This is a genomic window from Arthrobacter sp. UCD-GKA, from assembly GCF_001863355.1.
Lineage (GTDB): Bacteria > Actinomycetota > Actinomycetes > Actinomycetales > Micrococcaceae > Paeniglutamicibacter.
This window is the reverse complement of the sequence record NZ_MOLR01000005.1, coordinates 209,625-231,149: the sequence shown is the minus strand read 5'-3', so window position 1 is coordinate 231,149 and position 21,525 is coordinate 209,625. Positions and strand designations below refer to the sequence as shown.

Here is a 21,525-nt window from a genome sequence, read left to right as displayed (position 1 = left end):
AGTCCGCGGACAGGCCGGGGCGGAACCTATGCTGTACCTATGAGTGCCACGAATACGGGCCGGCAGCGCCACACGGGAGCCCGGTTGCCGTCGCTGATCTCCCGGCTTGTCACCAAGGGCGTCCCGTTTGCCGACCTTCCCTTGCAACGGAAGGCCGGCTGGTCGCAAACACCCATGCTGCTGGCGGTGGCCATTGCCTGCATCCTGGCGGCAATCACGGCCCCCAGGGAAATCTATGGGGACGGGCATTTCGTGGCCGGGGTGCTGCTGACGTTGCTCAACAGCGTGCTGGCCTGGACCGTCCCCTGGACGCGGCTCGGCCCGCAATCGTATCTCTCGATCCCCGCGCTCGGGTTGGTGGCGGCAACCCTGATGGCGATCGGCGCCTATCCCTGGCTCACCGGGGTCAGCCTGTTCATTGCCTTCCCGGTCTTCTGGTTTGCCTGGTCCGGGGTCATCCCGCGCACGACGCTGCTGCTTTCGTTCGTCGTGCCGCTGGCCGCGACCTGGCTGCAGTTGTGGCACCATCACGTTTCTTTCTCGCTGGAGACCATGGCCAAGCCGATGCTCGTCCCCCTGGCCATCCTGGCCCTGGCCACCACCACTGTCATCGCCGCACACAACGCCACACTGGCCGAACGGCAGCTGCGCGAAACCCTGGCCACCAGCAGACGGCAGACCCACCTGCTGAACGCCGTGCTCAATGCGGCAAACGTCGGCGTCGTAGTGGTGGATCGCGACGGCCACGACGTGTTCATGAACGACGTCCAGCGCTTCCAGCACCGGCATGCCACCCCGGAGGATAATCCCAACCCCAACGAGTCCCAGCTGCTGATACGCGCAGTCTCCCCCGACTACGAGCCGGCCGGAAAGCTGCTGGATCCCCATGACCGGCCGGTCATCCGTGCGATCCGCCAAGAGGAATTCACCGACGAACTATTTGCGATGGGTCCGCTCTCCAACCCCATGTACCTGTCCACCTCGGCCCGCTCGTTCTTTGGGGAAGACGGTGCCTACGACGGGGCGGTGACCATGTTCAAGAACATCACCCCGCTGATCGAGGCTTCAAAGACCCGCGACCGCTTCCTGGCCAACGTGAGCCACGAACTTCGCACCCCGCTGACCTCGATCCTGGGCTATCTCGAACTGCTCCAGGACGATGCCGGCCTGAACCACTCCCAAAAGCACTCCGTGGATGTGATCTCACGGAATTCCGAGCGGATGCTGCAGATGGTCAACGACCTGCTCGCCGCGGCAGCCGGGCACCACCAGGTCAACATTGTCGCCATGGACCTCGGAGCGGTCATCCACGCCCAGATCGAGTCCCTGTACCCGCGTGCCGAAACGGCGGGGATCGCGTTGCTCGAGGGAAACCTTTGCCACGAGGCCGTGCTGGGAGATCCGTTGCGACTGGGACAGGTGGTGGACAACCTCGTGTCCAATGCCATCAAGTACACCGACGCGGGGGGCTCCGTCACGGTTGAGATGAACTGCAACAACAAGGAGATCTCGCTCCGGGTCATCGACACCGGGCACGGGATGTCCGATATGGACCTCCAGGGCCTCTTTACCCGCTTCTTCCGCACCGACAGGGCCAGGCGCTCCGGGCTGCCTGGTGTCGGTCTTGGACTGGCAATAAGCCAGGAGCTGGTTGATGCCCATGGCGGGAAGATCACGGCCGAGAGCAAGCTGGGCGCGGGAACGACCATGACCGTCACCTTGCCGCGCAAGTCCCCGGACTCCGGCACGGGATCCTCGGTCCGCCCGCTGGGCTTTCCGTCCGTGCACCCGGATTCTCGCCGCTGAAACTGTGGCTTAAAAACAAAGTGTGAGTTCGAGGTGCACCTCTAACTCACACTTTGCCAGGTTCGTCGAGTTCCACTCACGCCCCCATGATGCGAGTGAAGAACCTTGAATTGGTATTCGGGAACTCATCACTTTCCCCGTTGCCGGCGGCGCGGGTTCCCCCGATCCTCCAGCAATCAACACTATTCCTTGACAACATCAATTTCTCGTCCAATCGCAGGCAATATTGCCGCACAGTATCCTCAAAAATCTTGGAGACTTCCTTGAGGTGGTCTTGAGCGATTTTGGGGCCCGTTCGTGAGCTTCGCGGAGCATGATGGGACCATGAGGTTCCTGCCCATTTCCCCAGACGACGCGGTGTGTACGCGAACCCTGGGAAAATTGTGCTCGGAACTGGGGCCGCAATCCGTCGACGAGTTCATTGCCCAGTTCAAGACGCTTCTGCCCCTGCGAATCACACGGTTGAACCAGGCTCATTCCTTGCACGACCGAGCAGCGGGACAGGATGCCGCGCTCTCCTTGAAGTCCGCGGCAACCATGGCCGGCGCCCATGGCCTGGCCTGGCTGGCCTTTCTCCTCCATGACGCTTTCAGGGACGACCAGCGGGACACCCAGGGCGAACTCATTGGCCGCATCGAGCGGGCAGGGAGCACGATCCTTGCGGTGTTGGGCGAACCCGGATTTGCCGAGTGCGCGCTCAAGGCATATCTAGGGTCGGCTAACGCCTAGCCACCGCGCGGTAACCAACCCCGCGCACGGTTTCAATCCAGCGCGGTTCCTGGGCGGAGTCTCCCAGCTTGCGCCGCAGATTCCCCACATGCACCTCCACGGACCGCTCATCGGAGGCCGAGACGTAGGTACCGGCATCGGAATCCTCGTTGCGCAACCGCCTCACTAAGTCGGTTTTGGTACGGATGTGGCCCTTCGCACCCAGGAGTGATTCGAGCAGCGTGAACTCCGTCGGCGTGACGACTTTTGCTTCCCCGTCAACATGGACCGAGTAGGTGGCCACGTTCATCACCAATCCGTTGAGGCTTCGTAGGTGGGCCTCGTCGGTGGCCGCCTGGTCCTGGGCCTGGGCCGCAGGTCGGTTTTCACCGGGCGTGGCGTCGTGTGCTGTGCTGTTGAGGCTGGTGCGCCGGCGCATGATTGCGTCGACCCTGGCACGCAGCTCACGAGGGCGGAACGGCTTGGTGACATACTCGTCGGCACCTGATTCCAGCCCCAGGACCGTGTCGATCTCGTCGGACCGTGCGGTGAGCATCAGGATGTGCGCGTCGGAGACGCTGCGGATCCGGCGGGCGGTTTCGAATCCGTCGATATCCGGCAAACCGATATCCAAGGTGACCAGATCGGGATGGTGGGACTCCACCATTTCCATGCCGGTAACCCCCGAGTCCGTGGAATGGACCTCAAACCCGGATTGTTGCAGGACAACCTCGAGCAGTCCACGGATGTCGGCGTCGTCTTCCACGACCACTGCGATTCGGCGTTCGGCCAACTCATTCACCTTTTCAGCTACGTTTGATTGGCGCCATCAACTTTCGCCAATGCACTGGTCGTTAGTCTAACGATTTCCCGATCAAGTGGTGCAGCTTAAACGAAATCGGCCTTGACGAGATTTCTCAAGTCAAGACCGATACCGTATCCGCGGAGGATGGGGGATTTGAACCCCCGAGGGCGTGAACCCAACACGCGTTCCAGGCGTGCGCCATAGGCCGCTAGGCGAATCCTCCAGCTTGCTCCAAAGAGCAGGTTCCAGCATAGCGGACAATTTCGGTGACAACTAATCGACGCTCGAAGCCCGTCCCCAAAAGGTTCTTGTCGCAACCGCAAGCCCTTTCCCGCACACCCCTGGATGGCCCCTGCCGCACTCCACAGCCCGGCCGGGTCCGGGAGCGGGAAAGTCCGTACCGGGTTGAACTTGAACATGGGAAAATTTGCGGCGCACCAGAGCAATCCAGGGCCCGAGGGAGGTGGCGTGCCGCCTGCCGGGTCTCGTTACTATGCCGGAATGGATGGCATCTGGAGCACCCTTGTGGAGACCTTCCTGGCGCGGAACCCCCTCATGCGGGCAGTAGCGAAGCTCACATCAACCCATTCCCCGCGCACGCCGGCACAGGGCCTGAACCAGCTGGGCGAGCTAAGCCGGATCCGCGCCATGGTCGACGGGCTGGAGTCCACGTTGCTGGCAGACACCTCCGAGATGGTGCAGCGCGGCATGCCCACCCCGTTGTCGGAGGAGAACCCCACGCTCTTTGACTACAAGCGGGAGATCGAGGAACACGGCTACCCGCTCTCCCGGCTGGACCAGGACCTGAACCGGTCCTCCTTCGTGGCCGAGGCCGCCCTGGTCACCAGGACCTCGGAGCATTCCACCTTCAACAGGTTGGCCACCGCCGAAGGCCTGCGGACCGTGCACGAGGCCTCCCTCTTCGCCTTGTACAGCGGCTCCATCACCTCACGCACAGCCGCCGCGCTTGTGAAACAGACCCGCGGAATCCCACGCGCAACGGCCCAACAGATCGAGGCGAGCCTGCTTCCCACCGCCACCACAGCCTCCGACGCGGCCATGGCATTGCGCATCAAGCGCACCCGTGAGCGCATGCATCCGGAACCGGCCGCGGACCGCAGGTCGCGGGCGGAGACGGGGCGTTCGCTGGCGTGGTGGCCCGAAGAAGACGGGATGGCGGTGCTGCAGGCCTACCTGCCCGCCGAGGACGTGCTGGCCATTTACAACACCGTCTCCGTTCACGCCAACCTGCTGCTCCCGGGCGAAGCGGACCGGGCGCTGGGCCAGCTGCGTGCCGACGTGTTCAGGGATTCGCTGCTCGAGGGCTGGCCCGGGCAGCCCACGAAGAAGCCTCCGCCCTTTGTGGGGCTGACAATCCCGGCGCTGGAGCTGCTGGCCAACCCGGAACGCGGGACCGCCAACCTTGAGGGGTATGGACCCATACCGATCGGTGTCGCGGTGCGGCTGGCCGCCGCGGCGCCGTCGCTGCGGCCCATTCTCACCGACCCGTGGACCGGTTCCGTCCTGGACCTGGGCCGCAAGCGCTACAAACCCTCCAAGGCGTTGCGTGATTTCCTGCGGGTGCGCGACGAGCATTGCCGGTTTCCCGGGTGCCGGCGGGCCCCGGAGCTCTCCGAGTTCGACCACATCGACGATTGGGCAACCGGTGGCGGAACCTCGGCGCGCAATGCCCAGTTGCTGTGCAAGCGGCACCAGATCTACAAGCATGTGCTGGGCTGGCAGGCGGTATACCTGGGCAACGGGTCACTGCAATGGCGCACCCCGCACGGCCTGACGCAGCTGGAGCTGCCCGACGGGCTGCTGTACCCCCGCCCCCTGGGCCCCGAATCACCGCCGATCCAGCTGATGCTTCCCGGAACCACGATCAATGCGCAGGCCAAGCGGTTGTTGGGCTGGAACGAGTCAGAGAAGATCCCGGGGATCGGCGACGACTCCCCCGAGCCGTGAAAGCAGGAATACGTGAGCCGACCGACGCATGCGGATTTCGGGCCTGGGCCCTGTCTCGGGTAGACTATTTGACGGCCCCTCATGTGGTGTCATCCTGTTGAACTCCCCCAGGACCGGAAGGTAGCAAGGGTAGATGGGCTCTGGCAGGTGCATGAGGGGCCTTTACTATTTTCCCGCATTGAGTGTTGACCCAAGCACCTCGAATCCGGGAGTCGAAAGGGAGTAGGTCCATGGGTTCCGGACGGTTCGCTCCCAGCCCCTCGGGAGAACTGCACCTGGGCAACCTGCGCACCGCGATCCTGGCCTGGCTCTTCGCCCGCTCCACCTCACGCGGATTCCTCATGCGCGTCGAGGACCTCGACCGTGCACGTGCCGGCGCCGAGGAACTCCAGCTTGCCGACCTCGCCGCCATTGGGCTCACCTGGGACGGAGAGATCGTGAGGCAGTCCGAGCGCTCCGACCTCTATGCCGAGGCCCTTGGCTCGTTGCGGGCCCGCGGCCTGCTCTATGAGTGCTTCTGCACCCGGCGCGACATTGCCGAGGCCTCCAGCGCCCCGCACGCCGCACCCGGCACCTATCCCGGGACCTGCCGGGATCTCACCGAGGCCGAACGCGCCGCCAAGCGCGGGCTGCGGCCGGCAGCCTGGCGGCTTAGCACCGAGGCGGAAACCTTCACCGTCACCGACGTGCTGCACGGCCAATACACCGGGGTCGTGGACGACTTCGTGGTGCTGCGCAATGACGGGGTCCCGGCCTACAACTTGGCAGTGGTCGTCGACGACGTGGCCCAAGGCATCGACCAGGTGGTCCGCGGCGACGACTTGCTCTCCTCCGCCCCGCGGCAGGCCTACCTGGCCCGGCTGCTCGGCGCCGAACCTCCGGCCTACGCCCATGTTCCGCTGGCCCTGAATGCGGCCGGCAAGCGCCTGGCCAAGCGCGACGGGTCGGTGACCCTGGGCCGGCTTGCCAGCGTGGGCATCGACGCCGCGGCGGCCCGCGCCATGATCCTCGCCTCGTTGGGGCTGCCCGGCGACTCGCTGTCCGCTGCGTTGGCGGCCTTCGATCCAGCACTGCTGCCCACGCAACCGTGGGTCTTCACAACCGATCCGGGTGCGCATGCATCAGGAAAACCGATAGGGTGGCCCTCGTGAGTACAGCTCTTTACCGTCGCTACCGTCCAGACAATTTTGCGGACGTGATCGGGCAGGAACATGTCACCACGCCGCTGATGACTGCCCTGGAAAAGAACCGGGTCAATCATGCCTATCTCTTCTCGGGTCCGCGCGGCTGTGGCAAGACCACGTCCGCCCGCATCCTGGCCCGCTGCCTAAACTGCGCCCAGGGCCCAACGCCAACCCCGTGCGGCATCTGCCCCAGCTGCATCGAGCTGGCCAGCGGCGGCCCGGGTTCCCTCGACGTGATCGAAATCGACGCGGCCTCCCACGGCGGCGTCGATGACGCCCGCGACCTGCGCGAGCGCGCGACATTCGCCCCGGTGCGCGACAGGTACAAGATCTTCATCATCGACGAGGCCCACATGGTCACCTCGGCGGGCTTCAACGCCCTGCTGAAGATCGTCGAAGAGCCGCCGGAGCACATCAAGTTCATCTTTGCGACGACCGAGCCGGACAAGGTCATCGGCACCATCCGCTCGCGCACCCACCACTACCCGTTCCGGTTGGTCCCGCCAGAGCCGCTGATCAAGTACCTCGAGTACTTGTGCACCGCCGAGGGCGTCTCCGTGGCCCCCGGCGTGCTCTCGCTGGTCATCCGCGCCGGCGGCGGGTCGGTGCGCGACTCGCTGTCCGTGCTTGACCAGCTGATCGCCGGTGCCGGGCCCAACGGCCTGGACTACGAGCTGGCGGTGTCGCTGCTTGGCTACACCCACGCCACTTTGCTCGACGACGTCGTCGACGCACTGGGCGCCGGCGACGCCGCGACCGTTTTTGCCGCCGTGGACCGCGTGGTGCAGACCGGGCACGATCCGCGGCGATTCGTCGAAGACCTGCTCGAACGCTTCCGCGACCTGATCATCGTGCGCGCGGTTCCCGAGAACGCCGCCCAGATCATTCGCGGCCTGCCCGAGGACCAGCTCCACCGCATGCAGGCCCAGGCCGCGGGACTCGGCCAGGCCGAGCTCAGCCGCTGGGCCGACGTCACCAACGCGGGCCTGACCGAGATGACCGGTGCAACGTCGCCGCGCCTGCACCTCGAGCTGCTCTGCGCCCGACTGCTGCTGCCGGCCTCGGACGCCACCGAACGTGGTTTCAATGCGCGCATGGACCGGATTGAACGCCGCCTAGCCTACGCCGGCGACGATCTTCCACCGATGCCGGCCGGCGACTCCGGCCAGCCGGGCCATCCCGGTTCCACCGCCGGCTTCGAGGGCGAATCCTCGGGCCAGGGTGCGGCCGCGGTCCGCGAGGCCCTGCGTGCGGCACGGGCCCAGAAGGAAGGCGGCGCCGCCGAAGCGCCGGCAGTCCCCGCCGCCCCGGCTGCAAGCGAAGCAGCGCCAGCGGAGGTTGTGGTCCAGCCGGTCGACGAGCCCTCCCAAGCGCCGGTTTCGACCGCTCCCGCCGCCGCTGCACCCGCACCGGAAACATCGGCGGCGCCGGCCCCGTCTGCGCCCGTGGAGGAAACCCCCGTTGCGGAAGCTCCGGCCGCCGAGGAACCGGCCGGGCACTCCCCCGATTGGGGCGGAACCTGGGGGCCGGTGCCCGAGGGGCCCGCCAACCCCGTCACCGAGCCGGTTTCACCCTCCCAAGGCACTCCGGTGCACCCACCTGCCAATGTGCCGCCGTTCAGCATCCTGCCCGATCGCGCGCCGGAAACCGAGGGCGAGCCCGCGGCACCGGCACCCGAACCCGCACCGCTGCAGCAAAACCAAGCCATGGCGGATTTCACCAAGAAGGTCAAGGAAGAGCAGGCCGCCAAGGAGCGCGCCGCGGCCGAGCAGGCCATGGCAGAGCGTGCCGCCCAGGAACGGGCTGCCGCCGAACAGCGCGCCGCCGCCGAGCGAGCCGCGCAGGAACGCGAGGCCCAGGAACGTGCCGCGCAGGAACGTGCCGTGGCCGAGCAGCGCGCCGCGCAAAAGCAACAGGCTGCCCCGCGGCCGCAGAATGCGCAGCAATTCGCCGCGCAGCAGCAGAGCCAGCCTCAGCAGCAGGCCCCCGGGCGGCAACCCCAACAGCAGCCGGCCCCAACCCAGCAACAGCAGGGGCAGCCGCAGGGCCAGATTCCTCCGCAGCAGCAACAGCAAAACCAGGCACCACGGCAGCAGCAGCCACCGGCCGCACAGCCGCAGCAGGGCCAAGGCCCGGCAGCGCACTCCGGCGGCGCCGGATCGGTGGAAATGTTCCGCCGTGCCTGGCCGGACATCCTGGAAGAGCTCAAGAGCAACAAGCGGTTTGTCTGGATGATGGTGGCGCCGAATGCCTCGGTCACCGGCTTTGACGGCCGCACGCTGACCGTGAGCTTCGCGCACACCGGCGCCATGACCGCATTCACCGCGCGGGCGGACAACGTTGCGATCCTGGGCCAGAGCATCCAGAAGGTGCTCGGCGTGAACATAGAGTTGGTCATCGCAGAGGGAGGCTCCGCACCCGCGGGTGGTTCTGGCCCAAAAGTTGATCGCCGGCCCGAGCCGGCGGTGACCACTGGTCCAGCTGAATCCGCACCACAGCAGCACACCGCCCCTTCCCCTTCCAGTGCGCCCGCTCCCAGCCAACCCGGCTGGGGCGCCGCACCGGCCCCTGCCGTCCAGGCCGCGCCCGCCGCACCCTCCGTGGTGTCGGCCGCACCGGCGGCACCGCGGCCGGTCGTTCAGCAACCGGCGGCACCGCAACCTGTCGTCCAGGAGCCTGTTGCCGCGCAGCCCGCAGCCGCGCCTGCGGCACCCACCCAGCCCCCGGCGGCCGAGCCCCCGATCCCGGACGCCTCCTCCGAGGACCCGGGCTTCGGACCGGAACCCGCCTGGGATTCCGAACCGTGGGATGACGGCGGCGGCGATTGGGATGCTTCCTCCGTGCCGGTGCCCGACTGGGAAGGGGACCTGGGAACCCCGGTTGCCTCACCCGCCGTCGAGGACGATCCTTCAACAGCGTCCGGGACCTCATTGCCCGCGGCCCCGCCCCCGGCCACGCCCAAGGGCTACGTGGCCCCGGCACCGTCCCTGGGTGCTGCCGACCGCCCGGTCGCCCCTCCCCCCGGCGCATCGGCCGCCACCTGGGGCATGCCGGTTCCGGCTCCCGTCCCGGCGGCGGAGGAACCCGGGGCCCCGGTGCCCGCCAACGGCGGCAAGCTCAGCCGCTACCAGCGCCTGATGAACCGCGCCGCGGGGATCACCGATTCGCACCCGGCTCCCGTGCATGCCCCGATCACCACCGATCCGTCGGCCGGTGCCTGGGGCAACCCGGACGACGCCCCGGATTTCGCCCGCCCGCGGCCAACGCCGGTTGCGGAGCAGCGCCCGGCCCCGGTTGCACCGGTAGAATTGGAAGAGACGGAGTTCGTCCCCAGCGACGACGACATCGAGATCGAGGATTCCTCGTTGATCGGTGTTCCCGCCATCGAGCGCATCCTCAAGGGCATGGTCATCGAGGAACGCGATGCACAGGGCAACGTGCTCGAGCGCCCCAACCGGCCTCGATGACGGCCCGCCGGCCGGGGCCAAGCGTCGGGGCCGGTGTGTAGTGTCTGGTGCACGCAACAAAGTCGCAGCGAACAGCAAGATTAGGCAGTGTGATTCCAAGTGTACGAAGGCGCAGTCCAGGAACTGATCGACGAATTGGGAAGGCTTCCGGGCATCGGCCCCAAGTCTGCCCAGCGCATTGCCTTCCACATCCTCGAGGCGGATGCGGAGGACATGAAGCGCCTGGCGCAGGTCATCTCCGTGGTCAAGGAACGGGTGAAGTTCTGCACCGTGTGCTTCAACGTCTCGGAGTCGGAGACCTGCTCGATCTGCCGCGACGAACGACGCGGGGACGACATCATCTGCGTGGTCGAGGAGTCCAAGGACGTCATCGCCATCGAGCGCTCCCGCGCCTTCACCGGCAGGTACCACGTGCTGGGCGGGGCCATCAACCCGATCAACGGGATCGGCCCGGAGCAGTTGCACATCCGCGAGCTGATCGCGCGGCTGGGGGACGAGCGCATCACCGAGATCATCCTGGCCACCGACCCGAACCTGGAGGGCGAGGCGACGGCCACCTACCTGGTGCGCACGCTGCGCCCGCTGGGCATCAAGATCAGCCGGCTGGCCTCCGGGCTGCCGGTGGGCGGGGACCTGGAGTATGCCGACGAGGTCACCCTGGCCCGCGCCATCGAGGGGCGGCGCAACACCGCGCAGCCGGCCCCCGCCGCCCCGCTGGTGCGCACCGCCCCGCCCTCCCAGGAACCGGTCTCCGCGTCCTGACCTTCCGCACCCGTTTTTCGGGTGCCTCCTACCCGCGCAGTCGCTCCATCTTCGGATCGAAGAGCGGGTCCGCGGCAACCGTCGCGGGAATCCTGCGGCCGAAGTACTCGATCTCCACCTGGTCCCCCTCCATCATGGAGGCCGGCAGCCAGGCGTAGGCCAGCGGCGTGCGCACCGTGTAGCCGTAGGCGGCACTGGTCACGTAGCCGGCCGGGGCACCGTCCACGTACACCGGCTCCTTGCCCAGCACCATCGAGGTCCCGTCGTTGATGGTCAGGCAGCGCAGCGCCCGCGCCGAGGGCTTGTTGCGCAGCACTTCCACGGCCTGCGCCCCCACGAACCCGGTCTTGTCCTTGGCGATGGAGAAGCCCAGGCCCGATTCGAACGGGTGGTGTTCGGGGGTCATATCGGTGCCCCAGAGGCGGTAGCCCTTTTCCAGGCGCAGGGAGTTGAATGCCCCGCGCCCGGCGGCGATGATCCCGTGTTTGGCACCGGCCGCAAAGAGCACGTCCCAGAGCCGCTGCCCGGTCTCGGCGCTGGCATAGAGTTCCCAGCCGAGCTCGCCCACGTAGGACAGCCGCATCGCGGTGACCGGGATGCCCCCGATGACCACCTCCTTGCTGCGGAAGTACCTCAGCGACTCGTTGGAGAAGTCGTCCCCGCTGGCCTTGGCCATGACCTCGCGGGCCAGCGGCCCCCACAGCCCGATGCAGCAGGTGGCACCGGTGATGTCACTGACGTGCGCCCAGGCACCCGGGTCCGCGGCCGCCTGGCGGCGCGCCTGGACGGTGAAGTAGTCCAGGTCGATGTTTGAGTTCACGCCCAGCTGGAAGCGTTCCTCCCCCAGCCGCGCGATGGTTACGTCGCTTCGGATCCCGCCGTCCGTGTTCAGCAGCAGGCAGTAGGTGACCGCTCCCGGCTTCTTGGCGATGTTGCCGGTGCTCAGGCGCTGCAGCAGCGCCAGGGCGCCGGGCCCGGTGACCTCGAGGCGCTTGAGCGGGGTCATGTCGTACATGGCCGCCGCGGTGCGGGTCCGCCAGGCCTCGGCCGCGGAGATCTCCGAGTGGAACCGGCCGGACCAGGAGTCGCGCGCCGGGGAGCGCCACTGATCGGGCAGCACCTGCAGCAGCTGCCGGTTGGCCTCGAACCAATGCGGCCGTTCCCAGCCGGCGGATTCCAGGAAAAACGCGCCAAGCTCTTCCAGGCGGGCCCGGAACGGGGCAGAGCGCAGGTCGCGGGGCGAGGTGCGGGGCTCGAGCGGGTGGCGGATGTCGTAGATCTCCACGAAGTTCTGCTGGGACGTCTCCGAGATGTAGTCCTTGGTGGTTTGCACCGGCTCGAAGCGGGTCACCTCTCCCTCGTGCAGGGAAACCGATGACTGCCCGTCGATGAGCAACTCGGCCACGGCCCGGGCGATGCCGGCCGAATGGGTCACCCAGACGGCCTCGGCCACATAGAAGCCCTCCAGCTGCGGGGCCGCACCCACCAGCGGCCCGCCATCGGGGGTGAAGGAGAAGATGCCGTTGAAGCCGTCCTCGATCGAGACGCCGCCCAGGGCCGGCAGCAGCACCTTCGAGTCCTCCCAGGAGGGCAGGAAGTCCTCTTCGGTGAAATCCAGCCGCGAGGGCATCTCGTGCTCGCTCATGTTCTCGGACGGCACCTTCGCCAGGGAGTCCAGGTCCACCGGCATCGGGTGGTGGGCGTAGGAGCCGATGCCGATCCGGTCCCCGTGCTCGCGGTAGTACAGGTCCTTGTCCTGGTGGCGCAGGATCGGCAGGGAGGCCCCGTTGGACCCCTGGTTGTGCCCGGCGAGCTCGGGCAGCGCGTCGGTGGTGACGTATTGGTGGGCCAGTGGCAGCAGCGGGACACGCATCCCGATCATGTCCCCGATGGCAGGTCCCCAGAACCCGGCGCAGGAGACCACGATGTCGGCCTCGATCACGGTGTCGTCCCCGATCCTCACCCCCGTGACCTTGCCGCCGGCCTGCTCGATCCCGGTGACGGTCGTGTCCCCCAGGAACCGCACCCCGGCCGCGGTGGACTTCTCGATGAGCAGCTGCACCGCCCGCGCCGCGGACGCCAACCCGTCGGAGGGAACCAGGAAGCCGCCGAGCACCACATCCTCGTCCAGCAGGGGGTGGAGCCGCTTGCATTCGGCCGCGTCAACCAGCCGCGATTCGAGTCCCCAGGAGGTGGCGAATCCGTGCCGGCGCGCCAGCTCCTCGAGGCGTGCGGGGGTCGTGGCGATTTCCAGCCCGCCGACCTGGTTGAAGCAGGAAACGCCGTCCTTCGTGAGGGACAGCAGCTTTTCGACGGTGTAGCCGGCGAATTCGGTCATCGACTTGGACGGGTTGGTCTGGAAGACCAGGCCGGGGGCGTGGAAGGTGGATCCGCCGGCCAGGTGCAGGGGACCCTGTTCGACCACGGTGGTGTTCGCCCAGCCGCGGACGGCCAGCTCATCGGCCAGGTTCGCGCCGACGATGCCGGCCCCGATGATCACGACGTTCGGTGCTTGGTTCATGGTGGTGCTCCTTATCCGACGAGGCTGATGCCCGGCGGGAGGTTCGGGGCCGCATCCGATTCGGCGACCGTGATATGGCCGTCGACGACGGTGACCTCGTGGACCCGCACCGGGCGCTTGGCCTGGGGCTGGTCAACCTCCCCGGCGCGGAGGCTGGACTTCGAGGCGTGCAGCTGGCATTCGGCTTCGCGGTTCTCGACCCAGCCTTCGGCCATCGAGGAGTTCCGGTGAGTGCAAGTGTCGTCGATGGCGAAAAGCTCGCCCTCCTCGGTGTGGAACACGGTGATCGGGGGCGAAGTGTCACGCCGCGGTGCGTATCCACGGGCCGGTTGGGTCAGCGTGCAGGCGCCGTGCATCCTGTTTCACTCCTTGCTGGCTCTTCGGCCGGGGCATTTTCGGCGGCTGTCGGTATTTCGCACTGAACAGCAGCATTCGCCCCGTGCGACAACAGTGGCGCAGGCCACGAGCGGAAGTCAAGGGTCGTCCCGGAGCACTGAGCCGAAGCGCCAAACCGAAGAACCCGGCCGGGCTGTCAGCGGTCCGGGTAGCCCAGCGAAGCACTGATCTCCAGCCCGGCCCGCTTGAGACCCTCGAGCAGGCCGGGCTGCTTTTCCGGGTCGAAGCGGAAGGCCGGGCCGGAGATGCTGATGGCCCCCACGACCGCCCCGAGGTGGTTGCGCACCGGCACCGCAACCGAGTTGATGCCCATCTCGAATTCCTCGCGGGCCTGCGCAAAGCCGTTCTTCACGACCTGCAGCAACTCCTTTTCCAAGGCGGTGCGCGTGCGGATGGTTTTGGCCGTGCGCTGGGGAAGCTTGGCGGCCTTCAGGATCCGTCCGCGCTCGTCGGCCCCCAGGGCCGCCAGCAGCACCTTCCCGCTGGAGGTTGCATGCAGCGGGGTGAGGCTGCCGAGCCAGTCGTATGTCGCCAGGGTCGAGGGGCCCATGGCCTGGTCGACATTGACCGCGTATTCCTCGCGCAGGACCGCGAGGTTGACGGTTTCCTTGTACTCCTCGGCCAGCCCCTCGAGGACCGGGCGGGCTTCGCCCACCAGCGAGAGCCGTCCGGGAATGGAGCTGGCAAGCTTCAGGATGCCGAACCCCAGCTCGTATTTCCCGCGGTTGGTGTTCTGCTGCACCATGCCGCGGGCCAGCAGCGAGCTCAGCAGGCGGGAAGCGGTGGACTTGTGGATGTCGAGTTCCTCGGCGACCTCGCCCACTCCGGAGCTTCCGTCCCGGCCCAGGATCTCCAGGATCGCCAGCGCCCGGTCCACCGATTGGACGCCGCCGGGAACGGCATCGTCGCCGTCCGTTTCGGTGCCTTGCGGTTCGTCGACTGCCAATGCTTTTCCGTCCTTCGTGCCGGTTCGTCTCATTGGTCGCTTCGCCCCAGCCTAGCGCTGGCCGGGCCGTCCGGCCCCGAGTCCGGGGCCGGGCGGCTAGGCGATCCGCGTTCCCGCGGCGAGCTTGCCCGCCGGGGTCCTGAGGCGGTTACGCCCGGCGGCCACGATGCCTCCCGCCAACAGGACCTGGATGCCAAGGCCCAGCGGCCACAACGGCGCGGGAGTCGGGGGCAACGCGGTGTTCTTGACCCCGTTCAGGCACGGGATCTGGAATTCCGGGCCCGCCTGTGAGTAGCGCACACCCTCGCTGATGGCCCCCATCGGGCCGGCCTCGGCGAACATCGACGAATCCTCCGGGGCCGGGGACCGCGGTGCTGCATCGGCGACCACCACAAACGGGTTGGCCGCCAGCAGCCAGGTGATGCGTTCGGTGGCAAAGGTTTCCTGCACGTACGTCCATGATTCGCAGGTGTAGTTGTTCTCGTCCCAATCCCCCGAGAAATCGCCGTTCATGTACGTCCCGGGCCAGACCTGGTTGGAGACATTGACGTCGGTCTTCACCAACTGCATGCTCAGCCCGTAGGCAATCAAGGTCCCGAGCCCGAGCAACGCCACCAGCAGGTAGGTGACCATGACGGCGAAGAGCGTGCGGTTGGCCAGCGCAGAAACCCCGACCCCGATCGCGCAAACGATGCCCAGTTCGACCGCCAGCATGCCCAGCAGCACCGGCGCTGCCGGCAGGTACACATCTCCGTAGGTCATCGCCCAGCCGATCAACGGGATCGTGACCACCAGGAACCCCAGCGACGCCACCCACGAGGCCAGCCACTTGCCCCAGAGCAATTGTCCCGGGGTGAGCAGCGTGTTTTGCAGGATCGCCAGGGTTCCGTTGGCCCGGTCCCCGGTGATCGAGTTGGCGCTCAGTGCCGGGGCGATGAGCATGCCGAAGAAGAGGACGAACGCGATGACCAACTCGAACATCACCTGCCCGGCACCGAAACCGTCTTCCCCGACGCTCAGGGCTGCAAGGCCCACGACGGCGGCGACCACCACGAACCAAATGCCCAGCATGATGTACCAGCCGCGGTTGCGGATCCGCTGCCGGATCTCCAGGCCGAAGACGGTGCGGATGCCCGCAAGGTAGCCCAGGGCCGGGGCGGCGCTTCGTGCGCGCGGGGACGTGGAGATACTCATGGCATTTCATCCTCAAGGCTCAGGTAGGTCTCTTCGAGCAGGCCGGAAGTCGGGGCGAATGCCGTGACGGGAACCCCTGCACCGGCCAGCCTGCCCAGAAGCTCCGCGGCCTGGACTTCCCCGGTGAGCTTCAGCTTGGCGCTGCCTCCGCCGTTTTCCAGGTTGCTGCGATACGCCGCCTCGAAGTTGGCTTCCGCCAAGGCGACGCGCAGCATCTCCAGGTCCAGGCTGGCGATGGTGTAGCCGCGGCTCTGCGCCCCGGCTTCGGCAAGACTCTGGCTGCGCACGGTTTTGCCCCGGGACAGGAACACCGCCGCGTCGGCGATTTCATCGAGTTCCACCAACACGTGCGAGCTGATCACCACGGTCTTCCCGCTGTCCGCGAGCTGGCGCACGAGCGAGCGCAGTTGCACGCGTGCTCCTGGGTCCAGCCCGCTGGCGGGCTCGTCAAGGAGCAGCACTGACGGGTCGTTGACCAATGCCCTCGCCAGCGAGAGCCGTTGGGCCTGCCCGCGAGAGAGGACCCGGGCCGGGGTGTCGGCCAGCTCCCCGAGGTTCACGACCTCCAGTAACTCCGCGGCGCGCACCCTGGCCTGCGCCTTGCCGATCCCGTACAGGGCGGCGACGGTGGTGAGGATTTCCCTGCTGGTCAGGGACTCCCAGAAGCCCAGCGTGTCGGGCATCCAGCCCAGGACGGCGCGCACCGCGCGGGGATCTGCCGTCGGGTCGATGCCCTGGATGCGGATGCTTCCGGCATCCGGGCGCAGCAGGGATGCCAGCATCAGCAGCAATGTCGTCTTGCCCGACCCGTTGGGTCCGATCAACGCCGTGACTTTTCCCGGCGCCGCATGGAAATCAATGTTTTCCACCGCCCGCACCGCGCCGAAGGAGCGGGCCAGGCCGGTGGCCGTGATTCCCAAACCTAGATCCTGCCGTTGCCCCGGCGCTTGGCCCGGGCCCGTGACAGCTGTTTCCATGAGATCCCACCCTGCACTTGTTCCGATGGCTCCCCCGGGCCCGATCCTCCCAAGGTACGCAGTCTGACTAGGCAAGTCACGTGTTTATCCATTCCGTTACCAAATAGCGTTCTTCGGGCCCCCAATTCGCCGCACTCCTTCACGCGGGGTGACCTGCGCGATATCCAATCGAGCAAATAGACCAGCCAAACCCCGCTTTATGACCAAGAACGGTCATGCATTGGAGCTCCGGTGCATCACAATGGCTAATATGGAAGCGGTGCCGGCCACGGCTGCGCCGATTGAAGTCCACCTATTTCCCGTCCCATGGAGTGTGCTGACGCATGAGCCTGATTGTCCAAAAATTCGGCGGATCATCCGTGTCGGATGCCGAAGGCATCAAACGCGTTGCCCGTCGGATTATTGACACCAAGTCCGCCGGCCACGAAGTCGTCGTGGTGGTTTCCGCCATGGGCGACACCACCGATGAGCTGCTCGATCTTGCCGGCCAACTGACCGAAGAGGCTCCCGCCCGCGAGATGGACATGCTGCTGTCCGCCGGCGAACGCATCTCCATGGCATTGCTGGCCATGGCCATCGACGGACTGGGTGCCAAGGCCGCGTCCTTCACCGGCTCGCAGGCCGGCATGATGACCGATTCCATCCACGGCAAGGCCCGCGTGATCGAGGTTTCCCCGCAGCGCGTGCGTCGCGCCATCGACCGCGGCTACGTCGCGATCGTTGCCGGGTTCCAGGGCATGAGCAAGGAATCCAACGACATCACCACGATGGGCCGCGGCGGTTCGGACACCACTGCGGTGGCCCTGGCTGCCGCGCTCGGCGCCGACGTGTGCGAGATCTACACCGATGTCGACGGCATCTACACCGCCGACCCGCGCGTGGTTCCGGCGGCCCGCAAGATCGACACCATTTCCAGCGAGGAAATGCTCGAGATGGCCGCCTCGGGCGCCAAGATCCTGCACCTGCGCTGCGTTGAATACGCGCGCCGATTCGGGGTCCCGCTGCATGTGCGCTCCTCTTTCAGCACCAATGAGGGAACCTGGGTCCTGCCCAGCCCCGATGACCAGATCAAGATTCAAGAGGGAGAACCCTTGGAACAGCCCATCATTTCCGGTGTAGCCCACGACCGTTCCGAAGCCAAGGTCACCATTGTCGGCGTTCCCGACATCCCGGGCAAGGCCGCGCAGATCTTCCGCGTCATTGCCGGCGCCCACGCCAACATCGACATGATCGTCCAGAACATCTCCACCTCCGGCTCGGGTCGCACGGACATTTCCTTCACCCTGCCAATGGTCGATGGAAAGCATGTCCAGGAAGCCTTGCGTTCCGCGCAGGAGGAGATCGGCTTCGAAGCCATCTCCTACAACGAGAACGTCGGCAAGCTCTCGCTTATCGGTGCGGGCATGCGCTCGAACCCGGGCGTCTCCTTCACCTTCTTCGAGGCGCTGCACCAGGCCGGCGTGAACGTGGACATGATTTCCACCTCGGAAATCCGCATTTCGATTGTCACCGACGCCAACAAGCTCGACGACGCGGTACGTGCGATCCACGCCGCTTTCGATCTTGATGCCGAGGACGAAGCAACCGTCTACGGCGGTACCGGCCGCTAATTCCCGGTCGCTTTCAAACGCCACGCGGTCCGTGGCGCCGAGGCACGCGTCATCGCGTGCTCCGGCGCCACGGACCGTTTTCGTTGGCGGGCGTGCGGGGGCCCGGCATGGCGCGTGTGTGGTGCGGATCCCCGGCGTCAGCAGGGGGTGCCGGGCAGCGGCGGTGCGGTGGAGGTGTAGGTCGCCCCGACCGGGGTGGTGATCTCGATGGTGTGCCGCCCACCGCTGTCCACGACGCGCTCTTCCCAGCCGGATTGTTCCTTGGTCTGGTTGCAACTTGCACACCTGCCGGCCGAATTGGCCTCGCTGGTCGGGCCGCCGCGGCTGTGTTGGACCACGTGGTCGAAATGCTTGATGGGTGCGTTGCACCAGGGGGTGCGGCAGTACCTGTCGCGGATGCTGATCAGGTCCTTGAGGGCTGTGGGGAACTGGCGGGACCTGGAGTCCATGGCCACCAGCGCCCCAGTGTCCGGGTGGGTGTAGATCCTCTTGAGGGACACCAGCCCCCGGTAGCGTTCCCTGTCCTGGGGGTCCCGCCCGGCGACCACCATCCTGGCCCAGGTGGAAGGGACGGTGCCATAGCCGATCAGGTGGGCGGGTTCGCTGGAGCCCTGAAAGAGGGTACGGTCGTTCATGACCAGGTGGAGGACGACCTTCACGCCCTCGGCCGGCTTCCTCCCGGTGACCCGGTCCACCAGCACGTCCGCCCGGATCTGGGCCAGGGTGCGGGGGTCCCCGGCCGCCTTGATCTCCCGGGCCGCCTCGTCCAGGGCCTGGTGCACGGCCAGTCCGTCGTCGACGGGCAGCAGCCCGGCCAGCTGCATCATGCCGTCGCGGGTCGGGAACGCGGCCGCGTAGCGCCCGGCCCTAGCCTCTTCCAGTCTTCCCAGCGAATCGGAGCTGTCGTATTCGAAGGCGAACTTGCGGACCCTGTCCACCAGCGCGCGCGGGCATAGCCCCTTCAGCCCTTCCGGATTGCGCAGCAAGGCGGCATCGATTTCCTCGCGCTGCGCCGAGGGGAGGTGCTGGGTTTCCCGGTCAATAGCCCGCGCCTGGGATTCGCTGATCTTTCCGCGCAGCAGGGCGATGAGGGTGAAGGGCAGGTCGGCGATCAGGCGGTCCGCGAAACCGAGGAAGGCCCGGCCCTGGTCCGGGGATTCCCGGCGGGCCAACGCGATTTGCGACCCGACCCCGTAGGCCGGGTTGTTTCCCCGCACCCCGGCCTCGGTCCTGAGGGCCACCACGTCGGCCTCCATGAGGGTCGCCGACATGGCCTGTGCGCCGGCCGCGGCGCCCTTGATCTCCTCGACCATGCCGATCTTCTCGTGGTGTTCCCTTGCGGTGCCTCCCGAGTCCAGGGCCGCCAGGCCGTCTCGCACAAACCTCAGGAACGCCATGTCGTCCTCGTGGCTCCGTCCCGGTGCCGGCAGGGCGGAAGGTGCCGGGGGCGTTGGACCCGCCGGCGCACTGATTTCGCCTGGAGGTTCGTCTTCCGAATCCCCTTTGTGGTATTCATCGAACATATCTCCATTCTACGCCGCAAGACCGGCAAAATGAAGACCCGGAATGCGACCATTCGGATACAAGAGTGCATGTCAGCATCGGTTTTTGGTTATCCCCAGAACCGCGCGGAGGGCTTGACAATCGGACCGGGAATGGGCATCCAAGCCGCAGAAATTGCTGCTTCCCGGCCCCGGCGCGAGACAATGGTTGAATGCTTCCCTCCACCCCGACCTGGCTGCCTCAAGAGCAGTGGCTGCCCGCGGCCGCCGCCCACCAGGCGCGCGCCAAACGCTTTGGCGAGCCGTTCACCGAGCGCCGGATGAAGCGGCAGAAGCATCCGGTCGAGGATTTCCTCTTCACCTACTACACGCAGAAGCCCGGGCAGCTCTACCGCTGGCATCCGGGACCCGGTGTGGTCCTGGCCGGGGATAAAGCCCGAGAACGAGCGGATTGGAAGTTCTACCAAGAGGCGATCCACCCGGAATCCGGCGAGCGCGGCTACACGGTGGACCTGGCGGCATTCGCCGACGCCCGTGCCGAGGCGATCCGCTTCGCCGCCATCATCCTGGCCGGCACGGCATCGCGCCCGGGGAACTTCGCCTGCTTCGGGCTGCACGAATGGGCCATGGCCTACAAGTCGGCGGACAACGGCATCCGCCACGAATACCTGCCGCTGCGGCTGGGCTCCGCGGGGACCGACGCGGTGGTGGAGGAACACAAGATCCGCTGCACACACTTCGATGCCTTCAGGTTCTACACCCCCGAGGCCGTGCCGCTCAACGAGCTGCAGCCGACCCGCGAGACCCAGCGGGACCTGGAACAGCCCGGCTGCCTACACGCCAACATGGACCTGTACAAGTGGGCCTACAAGCTCACCCCGGCCGTTCCCACCGACCTGGTCATGGACTGCTTCGAGCTCGCCTGGGACATCCGCACCATGGACATGCAGGCCTCGCCGTACGACCTGGCGGACTGGGGGCAGGAGCCGATCCGCATCGAAACGCCCGCGGGCAAGGCCGAGTACGTGCGCCTGCAAAAGGAGTTCGCCGACCGTGCCCAGGTCCTGCGCGGGCGGCTGCTGGCCGTTGCCCAATCGCTTCCGGTGCCACAGACTTGAGATAGGCCGGGAGCCACCGGTTCCGGCACCAGACGGGAGGGTACGGCCATGCGGTCCAGGTCTTCCCTCTTGGCGACGGTCCTGCTCGCCGGCGCCGCGCTGCTGCTTTCCGGGTGTGCCGGATCCACCGGCGGCGGGACCATGCCGTTCGAATCCGCCACCGGGCCGGCATCTTCCGCTTCGCCCGGCACGGGCCCTCCGACCACCGACCTGCAGGTCTCTATCCGGGCCGACGGCTCCGTGGAGAGCGCGCACTACCGCCTGCTGTGCCGGGGGTCCGGCCCGCTGCCTGAAAGCCAACATCCGGACGCGGCACGGGCCTGCGCCCTGGTGGCCAAGGAACCGAAGCTGCTCACCGGCCCCCGTCGCGGCGCCAACGTTGCGTGCACCATGCAATACGGCGGACCGGCGGTGGCCGTGGTGAACGGGACGATGGACGGGCGCGCGGTGAACCGCCGCTTCGACCTGCGCGACGGCTGCGGGATCGCCGACTGGCACGCGGCCCTGGCTCTGCTGGTCGACCAGCCCGCCCTGCAATGACCCCGGCACCGAACAGGGCTT

Annotated in this window: 16 protein-coding genes, 1 tRNA gene and 1 other RNA gene; 10 read left to right on the top strand and 8 right to left on the bottom strand. The window is 67.0% G+C overall.

Annotation, left to right across the window (positions count from 1 at the left end):
- The first annotated feature begins 39 nt into the window (after nt 1-39).
- Nucleotides 40-1,806 (top strand): sensor histidine kinase, encoded by a 1,767-nt coding sequence (locus tag BLJ79_RS10635; protein WP_083411197.1) that lies wholly within the window; start codon nt 40-42, stop codon nt 1,804-1,806.
- A gap of 324 nt (nt 1,807-2,130) precedes the next feature.
- The gene (locus tag BLJ79_RS10630) at nt 2,131-2,535 is read left to right on the top strand and encodes an Hpt domain-containing protein (protein WP_071214714.1); all 405 of its coding nucleotides are present in this window, start codon (nt 2,131-2,133) and stop codon (nt 2,533-2,535) included.
- Here the strand turns inward: BLJ79_RS10630 and BLJ79_RS10625 are convergent.
- Nucleotides 2,525-3,307, bottom strand: a complete 783-nt coding sequence (locus BLJ79_RS10625; protein ID WP_175475456.1) for a response regulator transcription factor — start codon at nt 3,305-3,307, stop codon at nt 2,525-2,527. The two genes, BLJ79_RS10630 and BLJ79_RS10625, sit on opposite strands and share 11 nt — an antisense overlap.
- Nucleotides 3,308-3,457: 150 nt before the next feature.
- Nucleotides 3,458-3,542 (bottom strand) — tRNA-Ser (locus BLJ79_RS10620).
- Nucleotides 3,543-3,874: 332 nt separating this feature from the next.
- Here BLJ79_RS10620 and BLJ79_RS10615 point away from each other — a divergent pair.
- From BLJ79_RS10615 to recR, 5 genes are all read left to right on the top strand, one after another.
- Nucleotides 3,875-5,287 (top strand): HNH endonuclease signature motif containing protein, encoded by a 1,413-nt coding sequence (locus tag BLJ79_RS10615; protein ID WP_175475455.1) that lies wholly within the window; start codon nt 3,875-3,877, stop codon nt 5,285-5,287.
- Between the two features lie 70 nt (nt 5,288-5,357).
- An RNA gene (gene ffs / locus BLJ79_RS10610) (signal recognition particle sRNA small type) lies at nt 5,358-5,454 on the top strand.
- A 63-nt stretch (nt 5,455-5,517) separates the two neighbouring features.
- The gene (gene gluQRS, locus BLJ79_RS10605; protein WP_071214712.1) at nt 5,518-6,438 is read left to right on the top strand and encodes a tRNA glutamyl-Q(34) synthetase GluQRS; all 921 of its coding nucleotides are present in this window, start codon (nt 5,518-5,520) and stop codon (nt 6,436-6,438) included.
- Nucleotides 6,435-9,938 (top strand): DNA polymerase III subunit gamma and tau, encoded by a 3,504-nt coding sequence (locus BLJ79_RS10600; protein WP_083411229.1) that lies wholly within the window; start codon nt 6,435-6,437, stop codon nt 9,936-9,938. The genes gluQRS and BLJ79_RS10600 overlap by 4 nt, the downstream gene beginning before the upstream one ends.
- Before the next feature lie 99 nt (nt 9,939-10,037).
- Nucleotides 10,038-10,700 carry a recombination mediator RecR gene (gene recR, locus BLJ79_RS10595; protein WP_071214710.1) on the top strand — a complete coding sequence of 221 codons (663 nt, stop codon included), beginning with the start codon at nt 10,038-10,040 and terminating at the stop codon, nt 10,698-10,700.
- A 28-nt stretch (nt 10,701-10,728) separates the two neighbouring features.
- Here recR and BLJ79_RS10590 read toward each other — a convergent pair whose 3' ends face one another.
- The 5 genes from BLJ79_RS10590 to BLJ79_RS10570 form a co-directional block, all read right to left on the bottom strand.
- Nucleotides 10,729-13,221 (bottom strand): GcvT family protein, encoded by a 2,493-nt coding sequence (locus BLJ79_RS10590; protein ID WP_071214709.1) that lies wholly within the window; start codon nt 13,219-13,221, stop codon nt 10,729-10,731.
- 11 nt (nt 13,222-13,232) lie between these two features.
- Nucleotides 13,233-13,577, bottom strand: a complete 345-nt coding sequence (locus BLJ79_RS10585) for a Rieske 2Fe-2S domain-containing protein (RefSeq protein ID WP_071214708.1) — start codon at nt 13,575-13,577, stop codon at nt 13,233-13,235.
- Nucleotides 13,578-13,753: 176 nt separating this feature from the next.
- Nucleotides 13,754-14,563: an IclR family transcriptional regulator gene (locus tag BLJ79_RS10580; protein ID WP_286135344.1), complete on the bottom strand. Its 810-nt coding sequence runs from the start codon at nt 14,561-14,563 to the stop codon at nt 13,754-13,756.
- A 96-nt stretch (nt 14,564-14,659) separates the two neighbouring features.
- Nucleotides 14,660-15,757 carry an ABC transporter permease gene (locus BLJ79_RS10575; RefSeq protein ID WP_071214706.1) on the bottom strand — a complete coding sequence of 366 codons (1,098 nt, stop codon included), beginning with the start codon at nt 15,755-15,757 and terminating at the stop codon, nt 14,660-14,662.
- On the bottom strand, nt 15,754-16,734 hold the full coding sequence (locus BLJ79_RS10570; protein ID WP_071214705.1) for an ABC transporter ATP-binding protein: 981 nt from the start codon (nt 16,732-16,734) through the stop codon (nt 15,754-15,756). Before BLJ79_RS10570 ends, BLJ79_RS10575 begins: the two co-directional genes overlap by 4 nt.
- Nucleotides 16,735-17,057: 323 nt before the next feature.
- Here BLJ79_RS10570 and BLJ79_RS10565 point away from each other — a divergent pair, with 323 nt between their 5' ends.
- Nucleotides 17,058-18,344, top strand: coding sequence for an aspartate kinase (locus BLJ79_RS10565; protein WP_071214704.1), 1,287 nt, complete (start codon nt 17,058-17,060; stop codon nt 18,342-18,344).
- Nucleotides 18,345-18,481: 137 nt separating this feature from the next.
- Here BLJ79_RS10565 and BLJ79_RS10560 read toward each other — a convergent pair whose 3' ends face one another.
- Entirely contained in the window at nt 18,482-19,741 is a 1,260-nt protein-coding gene (locus BLJ79_RS10560) for an HNH endonuclease (RefSeq protein ID WP_175475454.1), read from the bottom strand.
- Between the two features lie 317 nt (nt 19,742-20,058).
- On the opposite strand from BLJ79_RS10560, the gene BLJ79_RS10555 reads away from it, so the two are divergent.
- Together BLJ79_RS10555 and BLJ79_RS10550 are read left to right on the top strand one after the other, a co-directional pair.
- Nucleotides 20,059-20,964: a 3-methyladenine DNA glycosylase gene (locus tag BLJ79_RS10555; RefSeq protein WP_071214703.1), complete on the top strand. Its 906-nt coding sequence runs from the start codon at nt 20,059-20,061 to the stop codon at nt 20,962-20,964.
- A gap of 48 nt (nt 20,965-21,012) precedes the next feature.
- A complete protein-coding gene (locus tag BLJ79_RS10550; RefSeq protein WP_139194823.1) occupies nt 21,013-21,504 on the top strand; it encodes a hypothetical protein in 492 nt (163 codons plus the stop codon).
- The last annotated feature ends 21 nt before the right edge of the window (nt 21,505-21,525 follow it).